General features: G+C 43.5%; 9 protein-coding genes. 3 read left to right on the forward strand and 6 right to left on the reverse strand.

What is annotated here, in order from left to right; translation table 11 throughout:
* Positions 1-13: 13 nt before the first annotated feature.
* The 4 genes from NAQ_RS09405 to NAQ_RS09420 all read right to left on the reverse strand — a co-directional run bounded on the left by NAQ_RS09405 (position 14) and on the right by NAQ_RS09420 (position 5425).
* Positions 14-1855 (reverse strand): ATP-binding protein, encoded by a 1842-nt coding sequence (locus NAQ_RS09405; protein WP_100183277.1) that lies wholly within the window; start codon positions 1853-1855, stop codon positions 14-16.
* 58 nt (positions 1856-1913) lie between these two features.
* The gene (locus NAQ_RS09410) at positions 1914-2705 is read right to left on the reverse strand and encodes a nucleotidyl transferase AbiEii/AbiGii toxin family protein (RefSeq protein WP_100183278.1); all 792 of its coding nucleotides are present in this window, start codon (positions 2703-2705) and stop codon (positions 1914-1916) included.
* Entirely contained in the window at positions 2706-3524 is an 819-nt protein-coding gene (locus NAQ_RS09415) for a type IV toxin-antitoxin system AbiEi family antitoxin domain-containing protein (RefSeq protein WP_162858742.1), read from the reverse strand.
* 710 nt (positions 3525-4234) lie between these two features.
* Positions 4235-5425, reverse strand: a complete 1191-nt coding sequence (locus NAQ_RS09420; RefSeq protein ID WP_162858743.1) for a tyrosine-type recombinase/integrase — start codon at positions 5423-5425, stop codon at positions 4235-4237.
* Between the two features lie 349 nt (positions 5426-5774).
* On the opposite strand from NAQ_RS09420, the gene NAQ_RS09425 reads away from it, so the two are divergent.
* Entirely contained in the window at positions 5775-6758 is a 984-nt protein-coding gene (locus NAQ_RS09425) for a Cdc6/Cdc18 family protein (protein ID WP_100183281.1), read from the forward strand.
* A 135-nt stretch (positions 6759-6893) separates the two neighbouring features.
* Positions 6894-7811, forward strand: coding sequence for a DUF5655 domain-containing protein (locus tag NAQ_RS09430; RefSeq protein WP_100183282.1), 918 nt, complete (start codon positions 6894-6896; stop codon positions 7809-7811).
* An 82-nt stretch (positions 7812-7893) separates the two neighbouring features.
* On the opposite strand, the gene NAQ_RS09435 is transcribed toward NAQ_RS09430, so the two are convergent.
* Positions 7894-9870, reverse strand: a complete 1977-nt coding sequence (locus NAQ_RS09435) for a heavy metal translocating P-type ATPase (protein ID WP_162858744.1) — start codon at positions 9868-9870, stop codon at positions 7894-7896.
* An 11-nt stretch (positions 9871-9881) separates the two neighbouring features.
* Positions 9882-10208, reverse strand: coding sequence for an ArsR/SmtB family transcription factor (locus NAQ_RS09440; RefSeq protein WP_100183284.1), 327 nt, complete (start codon positions 10206-10208; stop codon positions 9882-9884).
* Between the two features lie 312 nt (positions 10209-10520).
* On the opposite strand from NAQ_RS09440, the gene NAQ_RS09445 reads away from it, so the two are divergent.
* The gene (locus NAQ_RS09445) at positions 10521-12410 is read left to right on the forward strand and encodes a heavy metal translocating P-type ATPase (protein WP_100183285.1); all 1890 of its coding nucleotides are present in this window, start codon (positions 10521-10523) and stop codon (positions 12408-12410) included.
* Positions 12411-12425: the final 15 nt, after the last annotated feature.

Genomic DNA, 12425 nt, shown 5'->3' on the forward strand with positions numbered 1-12425 from the left:
GCTCACCTCATTATCAAGTATTCAAGAAATCCTTCCCAATCCGCATCTTTTCAAATACGGCCGGAACTTTTTGGACTGGCAGAAACAAAATCCGGTTCTCCTTGGATTTGGCAGACAAGGCTTCAATGAGCTTTGAATCGTCCGAGCAAACGATCACTCTGTCGAATTCTTGCAGGTTTCTTTTCAGATTGCCAGATATGTTGGATGTGCCAAGCTCCACTTCAATCACCGTGCTGCGATCCAGCACTTCTATGTCTGGACCATCTTTGTTTTTTCGAATATCATATCCCTTTGCTGTGAGACTTTCCGCTATCCAGTTGACATAGAATTCGTGTTTGACTCCTGGAACCGTCCCAGGCCTCTGGTACAGGATCCTAGGCGCCCCCCTGCCGAGCTTGACTCTGACCAACTCAATTTTCTTCTTCCTGCAAAGCTCATCCGTCACATTGGTGTATCTCTTGTCATCCCATCCTAACTTTGTTCGCCTTTCGATGACGGAAAGAAACGGTTCCTTGTCTATGCTTTCAAGGAAAGTCTTGTTGTCCTCATCGTCTCCGTTGTCTTTGTCGTCTTCTCTGTCTTTTGCTGCTTTTGCTTTGTTTGCCGTTTCTGTTGTTGCTGTTGCCGCTGCCGCTTCCATTACCGCTGCATCCGCTGCCACTTCATGCGGCATGATGTCGAAGCTGTCAGCTGTCACAAGAAACGGCTCGTACCCTGAGACAATTGCAATTGCAGTTGTGCGGGGAAGTCTGACAAAGCGGTCGGCTAGATACTCATATTCGACCTGGTCGACGAAGGCGGCAGCCTCGGACAGGAGGCGGATGTCTTCCTGATGCTGGAGGCGGAAGGCTATTTTCGTGCCCACGTTCTTGAAGATGTCCTTCTCTATGTTGCTCGGAGATTGGGTGATCAGCATAAGACCGCATCCGCGCTTTCTGAGACGTGTGGCAAACTCTGTTGCCGGCCAGGATTCTGTCACGACGATTTTATGTAGAATCTTAGGGACCAGCAACTGGGCCTCGTCTGCTATGAAAAGATTGGAGACCCAGTCGCAGGGCCCACGATTCAGCATCTTTCTCAGATAGTAGGTCGTGATTGTGTTGTAGATGAGGCGGATCTCAGCACCATACGCCACTAGGGCATCAAGTGCATGCAAGTCGATTATGACGTTCTTTTCATCGAGTCGGGAAAAATCTGGATTCGACTTGTTGCAGAGAAAAATTTCCTTCAATGGAGAGCGCATGAACGGGTCAAGCCTGACCAGGAGGGCAGTCTTCGTTTTGTCTAGAGCGGTAAGTTTTTGCCGGTCGTAATATTTGATGTTCTTGATCAGTTCATCTATGCTGTGGCTCTCACTGATCGTCTCTTGTAGAACGAAATTCATTTGAGCTGATAAATCGACGTACTCCTTCTCTATTCCTTTGAAGACGGTCTCTCTCATCAGCTCTCTGATGAGTGCCGGGTCGCCAAGATCAAACGGATTGATTTTCAGATTCTTATCGACTGCAAAATATTCCGTCTGGCCTTTCAGCTTCGGAATAATGTTCTTCCACTCTCCCTCTACATCTACTACTAGCAGTTTGATTTTCTGAAAAGATTCGTAATTTGAAGACTTGACTGCAAGGTTCATCGCAAATCTGGTTTTGCCGGTTCCTGTCTGTCCGCTCACTAATACATGAGTGGCCAGAAAGTTCACCGGAAAGTTGAACGGAAGGCCATTAGACAGAGTACCGACTCTGAGGCCCCAATAATCGAGGATCGGTGAATTTTCTATCCTGAATCGGAAGAATTTGCATCTTGGACAGAATCTTTTGTCGCGGACGAAATTACCGCATATGCAGTACCAGTTCACCATCCAGATGTTGTTCTTGTTAAGAACTAGGTTACGGGTGTAGAATTCCGCTAGAAGTCAATCACTTGAGAAACTTTTCTAATAATTCCCTGATCTCACTTATCATATCGTCAAGAGATGGCATTGGTTCTCTACTGAGTCTTGTCAGGCCTGTCTCAAGATATGGTTCCAGCGTTTTCACTATGCCGTCAGGGAAGAATTGATCAATACCTGTAAATGTGACATCTTTGCTCTTGCATTTTTCCAAAAATAATGCCTTTACTTTTTCTCTGTCAAATTTTTTGGTTTTTAGCAATCTCCATACATCGTAATAATCCCTGATCTTAGTGCGTTGTATGATGGCGCGTGTTTTCTCTGCAAGTATCTCATCTAGTGAATATACTCTAACATCGAATTCCGGATAGTCGAATACCCTTGGCATCTTTTTTGTATGTGTCTCTCCGGTCACTTCTTCCCTCGTTATCTCTATCTTTACGGTGTCCTTGCCCAGTGGGCCATCATATTGAAACCTGCTCATAAGATATCCCTCGTTACTATGAGGCCTATCTTTCAATCGAACAGCCATACCGACTGCATCCTTGACAATTTTTGGAACTTCATCCTTCAGTACTTTTTCCAAAGTCTTTGGGTCCATGTCGTCAATCAGAGTGAAATCAAGGTCCTCAGAGAGCCTCCAGCCTTCGGGAAAGTGTACCTTGGAGAGGGCAGTACCTCCCTTGAAAATGAGCTTGCTACCTATCGAGCTTTTCATAATGCCAAATAACAGCCATCCTAATGCGTAATCCTTGCTTACTGCTGACGGGTTGAGCTTTTTCTCACCAGCAATTTTCATTATGTCGTCTTTACTCAACATCTAATATCCTCTCCAACTCATCAAATCCTTCTTGGTCCTGTTTATGATCAAACCGTACTCTTTGGAATATTCTAATGCTTTTTTTGGTCCACTCGGATCCAGCCACTTGAGATCTTTTGGAACTTTGTTCAGATCCTTTGATCTGATTTTCTTATTTAATTCTAATATATCGAGTATGTAGAACAGTCTTCTCTTGACAGAATCATTTCTCATCTCTTTTGCATAGTCAATGACTTTTGCAAAGTCGATCTCGTTCTGAGATTCCCAAATACCTTTCACTATCTCGTCAAGACCGCCACAATATTTCGGATAGATCAAACCATCCACAATTGTTTTTTCTCTAGATGATATTTTGAATTTCTCACCCGAAATTTCTTCATCAACTATACCGAAGAATCTCTTTTTTGAAAATGTAATGAATTTGAATTTGAGCGAACCGTATTCCAGATTTCTCTTTCTCTTTGTTGTTACTACGAAAGTTGTGTTTGGAACCTGTTCCGTCATACCCCAGTAATTGAGAGCTGATGCAAATCCTATGTAATAAGGATCTACAATTTCTGATACTATTAGAAAAGGCACTTCGGCCCATTTACCATGATAACCTGCTTTTGCTGGTATGAGAAGATATTTACCGCGTTCTATCTCCTCGACTCTCCCTTTTTTCCTGAGTCTGTACAGAACGTTCTTTATTGACGCCTCACTAGTTCCTAAAATTCTACGTGCATCATCTGTTTTGAATACAAATTTCCCTTCCTCTTCTAGGGTGAACAATAGCCTCAGTTCCCTCGGCCCCAAGAGCTTTAATTCTTTTGTAACCATAGTCTCACCTAACAAGACTTTGGTTACATAAGTATTAAAATATATCCTTTGTAACGATAGTCTTGTCCAACAAGACTTTAGTTACATAAGTATTAGAAAATCATGCGTAAACTGGTCTTGTCAGTACCAAATTTCCTTACAAATCCAGCATAATCTGTGGACATAGGGCTGCTGTTGCCGCATCACTATCTTTGCTTCCATGTGCAGCATGCAGCATATCTCCTGGCACCTGTCGCAGATCCTCTTGCAATGGTTGCACGTGTGGTTCTTGCACGTCTTGCATACTCCGTCTATCTGATCCCTTGTCACAAGCGACCGGCAGATTCCACACTGCCAAAGCTCATTCATCCTTCTCCCTCATCTTATCCTCAAAGCATCTCGGGCAGATCAGCTGACCGTCGATCACCTGAAGGCATCTACTACATTTGTTCATCTTGCATTTGGCACACTTGCCAAGGCCAGAGTTGGAGTTGATGGCGTGACCGCACGACAGAATCACCAATTCAAACTCTTCTTCCATCACTGGTCCTCCAGATCAACGAATGCACCACACTTGTCACACATGGGAAAATTCTCCCACAAATGTATGTCCCACTCCTCCCCCACCCCCCTATGCTCCTTACATCGGGTACATAGGCCTCTCATTTTGAATCCAGACAATTCTGTTTTATCAATTAAAAATAGGCTGTGTCAGTGTGATTCCGCTAGGGCTAATCCTCTTTGCAGATCTTCGTTAATGCAACTCTCAACTTTTCGAATTTCTGCGGTTCTGCGGCGATCCCATAGATGAGCTTGTCTAGCATGGTCTTATTCTGGTCAACATCGCTGGTTGTAGACGTATCAAGTAACGCGCCGCATCTGTTGCAGAACTTGGAAACATGAGAATTCTCAAGACTGCATCTGAAACACTTCCTCGGTTGAGAGGTGACAACAACTGTCTTCTCCTGCGGCCTTATCCCGTTCATGATTGACTGCGCGTTGTCGATGTGCTTTCCGTATCTTTTCATGTATGTGGCCGGCATGGCAGAGCCAAACCTCCATCCAAACATCATGCATTGCTGTGGTTCAGTCAGAATTCCCTGTGTCTCGTCTACTCTAGTGTGCCTGAAAAGGTAGTAGAACACTCTCTTCTTGATTCCGGCCCTCTTGGCTGCCTTTTTCAGAATGGATACGGCAGCAGCATATGCAATCTGGTTCATCATGTTGGTCTTGCCAAACCCAATCCAGACTGGGCAGTCCGGATGGTTCCTTCCTGGGTGGTGGTCAAGCCATATGGCAAGCGAGGGCGCAGAAGAGATTATCCTCACAAAGTCGGATCCTATCTTTCCGTCAACGTAGAGTTTTGCCCCTATGGTGTCAAATTCTATGTCGCTTAGATGTAGCGTGAGGATCTCTTCCAATCTTCTACCCGATTCGAATAGAATCTCAAATAGTGCCCTATCTCTTGGATTGTAGGTTGCACGTAGGAGGGCGTCCTTCTCTTCCGGTGTGAGGAGGTCCTTTGGAAGTATTGGCCTTTTGTTTTGCGCGCTCGAGGTCTTTTTGATCCATCTGACCTCAGGTGGTGCACCGTCCTCCCAATTTCTGAACCATTTGTAAAAATGCTTTAGGATCACCTTGTAGTCCCTCTTGGTCCAGTCCGACCAGTCAGTGCTTTCAAACCCTGAGACAAGCTTCACAAAGTCGTCCTTTGTGGCGTCCGCAAATGACTTTCCAAGCATTCTAGAAATGAGCTTGATGGTGTTGAGACACTTGTGTATCCTTGCAGGGCTGATGCCCTCTGCTACTCTGGATTGATGATACTTTAGAATTGATTCTGCATTGTATGGATCCTTGCTAACAAGTTCGAGTTCTCTTTCTATTCTCTTCCTGAGTGGATAGATCTCTAATGCTCGGCTCATCCGCATCACATTGTTTTCTATTATATTCCGTTTTGCGACTGTAACGTTCCGTTACATTTCCGCAAGAATTTCGGATGGAGACATTAGCCGATACTAGTGGCTCGCAGGGAGCATCACTCATTAGGTTCAAATCTTCTCCGCAGAGGAGATTTGTTCCGATGTGATGTGCTCCCAGCGAGCACCTAATTGCGGCTCATCTCTCGTGCCGAAAATCTCTGAAAACTAGATGATCTTCAACTAAGAAATCAATAGCTGTGATAGAATAGCTATTTTCCAAAAGCGAATTTCTATCGGAAAATCACCGTGACAAAGGTTAAGCTGGACAAATGTACAGTTTTATGAAGATACGATGGGGAGGCGTATAATATTAGACGAAGGTCTGCTGCATGAGGCCTTCCTACCGCAAAATACACTTTGCAGAGACAGCCACAAAAATGAGATTCTCAATTGTTTATCTCCAATAAAGACTGGCAATCTTGCGAGAAACCTCTATGTCTATGGCTCCCCTGGAGCCGGCAAATCGACTGTGGTTCGGTCGGTATTGCGTGATCATTTCAAAGACATGCACGTGTACGTCAATTGCTGGTCGAACAGAACGTCCCACAAGGTCATGGAGGCGATACTCAGTCAGATGGGTTTCATGGTTCACGGAAAAGAGTCCACAAGTGAATTGATTCGCAAATTTGAGAAGTTAAAGCGCAAGGTCATAATCTGCCTTGACGAAGCAGACCACCTAAAGGACAATGATCTGCTCTATACCTTTACACGAAACTCGTGTCCGCTGATTCTGATATCAAACTATTCCTACTCTCCAATAAACATGGACAACAGGATCAGAAGCAGCTTGCATCTGCATGAAGTGGAATTTGGTGGTTATGAGTCGCATGAGATAACACAGATACTGCAAGATAGAATAGATTACGGCCTTCACCCACAGTCCATTTCTGGTGAGCTCATCTCTGAGATTGCAAGGTCTAGCGGTGGCGATGCTAGGGCCAGCATACAGATTCTGAAAAATGCAGCAATCGACGCAGAATCAAGAGGTGCTGAAACTATAGCATTGGATCACGTAAAGATCGCAACAAAATGCGCAAGAAAGTATCGGCTGTCCTATCTTCTCAGAAAACTGAACGAGCACCAACAGACCCTCTATGAACTGTTAAAGCAGAACAAGGTCATGGACTCTGGAAGACTGTTCAACCAATATAGAAAATCAATGAACGAGACAGTCACGGACCGCTCTTACCGAAATTACATGACAAAAATGGTTGAGCTTGGTCTTGTGAGAGAAATTGGTTCCGGTAGATGGAAAAAATACGAAATTTCAATTTGATTTTGTTATTTCCTATGGTTTGCCTAGGTGGAGATTTATACTACCAAGCGAAAATAGAAAAAAGTTCCCATGCAGCAAGAATGAATACCAGTTGTCATACTTGATGATGAAGTTTACAATCTATACTCTTACAAGTTGGAAGAAGAATTAGAAAAGCTGGCAATAGAACACACTGCAGAATTATTTGGAAAGAACACGCATTTTTTCAATGTCAAGAGAAAAATAGTGAGCAAGAGCGGGATAGGTAGCACGCCAGACGGTTATTTGGTGGATCTAACCAATGACAAATTCTTCATCATTGAAGTAGAGCTGAGCTCTCATGATATCGTCCGTCATGTGATGAATCAACTCTCAAGATTCAAAATGGCCATGGACAACTCTGAGGCAAGATACGAACTGGCAAAATTCCTAGCCGGCACAACTGATACAGTGAAAAATAAGAACAAGGTTTCCGATATGGATTACTTGGCTAGGATTATTGGGAAGGGAGTGGGAATCTTCATAATTATTGATAGTATCTCAGAGCAGCTCAATGAAGTGGTTGAGTATCTGGCAAAGGATGGAACGGATGTAAGGGCAATACCTTTCGAGACATACACGAACAACCGGAACCAATCCCTCCATAAATTCACCACATTCACCAGAGAGACTCTGCAGAAAGAAGCCAAGAAGTGGACCTTCAAGTGGACAACAATTCCTGTGGACGAACATCTCGACAAAATCAACAATGACATGAAGAATGTCTTCTCCACGTTAAGCAAACAGATTTGCTCTCTGCCGAACGTCAAGGAAAAATCAAGAAAGAATTGGATCACTTTCCAGACTTCGCCACTCAAGAACTTTTGCACAGTAAAATTTCTCCCGGACTGTCTGGAAGTACACATAAAATCCAATGATTCCTTCATGGATGAAAAGGGTATTACTAGGAAAATCAAAAGAACTCCGGCTTGGACTTTTGACAGAGTGTTTACTATTAGTTCACAGAAAAATATTGAAGATGCGATGCATCTGATCCGACAAGCGTACCAGTGTACATGTGTCGAGCGCACTTGACACATTCAAGGACAAATTCGCAGATTTGTTTTCATATTTTTCCCAAGTTGGGTATCTGTCTGTGCCGTCGCTTGCGTTATAGTTAATACGATAATGTGAACCTTCTGACAAGCAAGGAATTCCCAAATACTGATGAATCACTTACTATCCAGCCCAGTGCTGCGAGTGCAGGTGAAAGAATCAAGGAGTTTGTTACTCCGTACAATATGCCAGCAGCGATTGGGATTGTTATGGCATTGTAGGTAAATGAAATTGCCAAGTTTTGCTTTATCTTTGCAAAGGAGTATTTTGCCAATTTTATTGCGTAGACTACGTCGTGGAGATCACTCTTCATTATTATGACGTGCCCAGAAGTAATGGCCACGTCTGTTCCAGAACCTATTGCAATCCCGACATCCGCCTGGGTCAGAGCAGGTGCATCGTTTATGCCGTCACCGACCATCGCAACTCTCTTTCCCTCCTCTTGCAGTCTTTTGACTTGTAACGCTTTTTGTTCTGGTAGCACTTGAGCCAAGATGTGCTTGATTCCTATCTGTTTTGCAACCGCGTTTGCAGTTTGCTGATTGTCTCCGCTAATCATTATGATGTCTTTTCCCATCTTTTTTAAATCATCTACAATGTGCTTTGCATTTTCTCTTGGAGTATCTGCTAATGCAATAAGACCGATTAGTTTATTGTCACTACACACGATGACAACTGTTTTTCCTTCCGATTCAAGATCGGATATTGTCATAAGTTGATCTTGTGGAATTGTTTCGATTTTTGTTTTTGGTCTTCCTACGAAGATCTGTTTTTGTTCACACACTACAGATATACCGTGTCCTGACAATGCCTCAAAGCTGGTAATCTCAAGTGGTTTGATATCTAGATATGATGCCTTTGTAACTATTGCCTTTGAAATAGGATGTTCTGATTTTAGTTCGGCTGAGGCGGCTACCTGTAAAACCGAGGTCGTGTCATATCCATTGCTTGGAATTACATCTGTGATCTGTAGATTTCCCTGAGTTAGGGTGCCAGTCTTGTCAAAGATTATGGTATCGACTGCTGCCAGCTTCTCAAGATATTCACCACCCTTTATCAAAACACCATGCCTTGCAGCTTTATCGACACCAAGGGACACCACCATCGGCGTTGCTATTCCCAAAGCGCAGGGACATGCCACTACCAGAACCGTAGCAAAGACGGTCAAAGCAAACGGTATGGATTGGAGGCTGAACAACCAGAAAAGAGACGACGCTATTGCGATGGCAAAAAGAATCGGAACGAAATGTCTTACGGCCTTATCCGCGACTCTCTGTATGTGAGATTTTGATGCTCTTGCTTGTTCTACCATTCCTATTATGCTAGCAAGAACTGTGTGGCTTCCAACGCTTGTTGCCTTGAATTGTATGTAGCCATTTTTGTTGATGGTTCCGCCAATTACCTTGTCGCCTATCCCCTTATCAACAGAAAGCGATTCTCCGGTGATCATCGATTCGTCAACCGACGATTCACCATACACAACTACCCCGTCTGTTGCAATTTTTTCGCCCGGTTTTACAACAATTATGTCGTCAACTTGAATCTGGTCGGCTTGAATTGTTTCCTCAGTGTTGTTCTTTAATATCGTTGCAGTTTTTGGCCTTAGCTCTAAAAGACTCCTGATGGAGCCTGATGTTGACTTTCTTATTCTTGCTTCGATGTATTCACCAATGAAAAAAATAGTGAGAACAGATGTAGATGCCTCAAAGAAAGTTGTGTGCGTTCCAACCAGAGTTGACAGTATGCTGTAAACGTAGGCTACCGTTGTGCTTATGACAACGAGGATGTCAACTGTAAATCCAGATCTGTGCTTTATGGTGTAGTAAAACCTCACATAGAACGGTTTGCCTAAAATCACCTGAATTGGAGTTGCCAATCCCAAAAGAATGAAATCAATTTCTGGTGAATCAAAAAATGTCTCAAGAACTACTATTGCTACGGTGAGGGCAAGCCCCATGGAAATAAGATACTTTGAATTCTTAGAAGCATTCTCATCTTCTGTTTCATTGGTGCAGCAAACACATCCTAGTTCTGTCATCAATGACAACCCTATGATTTTTCGTTATAGTGGACACATGAGTATAACCTATTGGCAACATCTGACAGGATGTTATCACTTTCTTCAAGAACCTTTGAGACCTTTCTATCGCTTATACTGTAAAAGATGCTTTTTCCCTCTCGCCTATTTTTCACCAGTCCGCAGTCCAGAAGACAGGCAAGATGGTTAGACACGTTTGATTGGCTCTGGCCGGTGACCTCAACTATTTGTGATGTTGTCTTTTCACCCTTTCGTAAATGTTCCAGAATTGCCAGTCTTGTGGAATCTCCAAATCCCCTGAAAAGTTTTGCCTTAAGTTTGAGTTTCTCTAATTGCATTAATGTATCATTAATTAATGATATGTTGTATTAATACTTATAATCACTAGAACATGTGTGAAACAAAGACCGATGAGATTATGATACTCGGTATATGTTGATGAATAAAAAAATCTCTGGTTAACCTTTTGATTTCGTTTTCCTCTGCAATAGAAAAATAAAAAGTGGTATTGTAAGCCCCACGATGGCTTTCCGCCTTAATGAAAGTCATTGACATGATTATAATGGATTCGTCCCTATCTCTTTTAATTCAAACTTGGATTAAGTGGTTTTGCTTAAAAACATATATCCTATCCTCCCCCAGGGGATATCATGTCACAAACATATGAATACGACGAGAAAAAATCAAACAAATTTGTAGACATAATACAGAGCAAGCGCATAGATGTCTCCCGTATTGCGGTGACTGGAATTATTGCGATTTTGTACTGGCAGCAACTAGTTCCTGTATATGTGCTATGGGCAGCAATTGCCATCGGACTGTACCCGTTAGCGAAAAAAGCCGCCATCGAAGGTATACGCGAACGAAAAATTGGAACCGAGTTGTTCATAACGATTGCTACCTTGACGGCTGTTTTTGGTGGGGAGACGGTAGCTGGCGCAGTATTGATGGTGATTATTCTAATTGCAGAATTTATCGCCGAGCTTAATACTGATCGGGCAAGGGCATCAATAAAGAATCTAATTGGTTCTGTCCCAACCACAGCAATAGTCAAAGACGGTGGGACGGAGCGAACAGTTGCCATTGCAGATCTAAAAGTGGGCGACATTGTGCTCGTGCGGGAAGGAGAAAAAATTTCTATAGATGGCACAGTCATACATGGAAATGGCGCGGTGAATGAAGCGCCAATTACAGGAGAGAGCATTCCAAAAGATAAAGCATGCGGTGATCACGTTTTTGCAGGAACTATTGTAGAGGCAGGCGCTTTTGACATTCGAGTTGAGCAGGTTGGAAAAGATACTACATTTGCTCGCATCATATCGCTTGTTGAAGAGGCTGAATCACACCAGGCTCCAGTCCAAAAACTAGTTGATAAGGTAGCTAAATGGCTGATCCCGGCAGTTTTTGCCTTTCTCATTATAGTTTATCTGGCAACACAGAATGTACTACTGATCGTTACACTTCTAATTTTTACATCGCCTGCGGAATTGGGTCTTGCAACACCATTGGTTATGATTGCAGCCATTGCGCGTGCCGCACGTAGTGGTGTACTTGTGAAAGGCGGTATCTACTTGGAATCGCTTGCGAAAATAGACACCATTGTTTTTGATAAGACAGGTACACTGACATCTAACAAATCACGCGTAGTCGATATCGAAGTATTTGACTCGTCTTTTTCAAAAGATGAATTGTTAGCGTTTGCCGCAACGGCGGATCGAAGATCTGCACATCCCCTGGCAAAAGCCATAGTGGATCATGCAAGCGGTAAAAAACTCGCCATTTCAGAGCCAACCGAATTTGAACAAGTGCGTGGAAGGGGTGTCAAGGCAACTGTGGAGAAAAAAGAGATACTGGTAGGAAACTCTGCATTACTCCAAGAAAACGGGGTTGAGGTACCTGTTATTGGATCTGGCTCATCCACCCCCGTGCATGTGTCGATAAACGGAAAGTTCGCAGGTGTGATCATGGTTGGAGATACGATTAGGCCAGGTGCCAAGACCGCGCTTGCAGAGCTACGAAACACCGGAGTAAAGCGCATTATCATGTTGACTGGAGATAATGAATCTACAGCTAAGGCAGTGACAGACGAACTTGGCATTGATGAATATCGTGCAAACCTCCTCCCGCAAGACAAAGTGGCCGTCATAAGGGAGATGCAGCAGAGAGGGACAAAAGTGGTAATGGTTGGAGACGGTATCAATGATGCTCCGGCCTTGGCAGCTGCAGATGTAAGCATTGCTATGGGTGGAGGAGGTACACAAGCCGCGATGGAGGCTGCAGATATTGTTTTGATGACCGACGATCTTGCAAAGATCGCAATAGCGCGTACAATATCGCGTCGTGCATATAGAACCATACAAGAAAACCTAATAGCTGGTGTTGGTGTAGTTCACATTCTAGGTATTACTGCAGCTCTGCTGGGGTGGATAGGTCCAATTCAAGCAGCAATACTTCACTTAGGGCCAGATGTACTCGTCTTCCTAAACTCTGTCAAATTATTAAAAGTAAAACTGGTAAAAGAATTACAAGTCAAAGATTGAGTATGATTGAATTAT

Origin of the sequence: Candidatus Nitrosotenuis aquarius (genome assembly GCF_002787055.1) — an archaeon.
Lineage (GTDB): Archaea > Thermoproteota > Nitrososphaeria > Nitrososphaerales > Nitrosopumilaceae > Nitrosotenuis > Nitrosotenuis aquarius.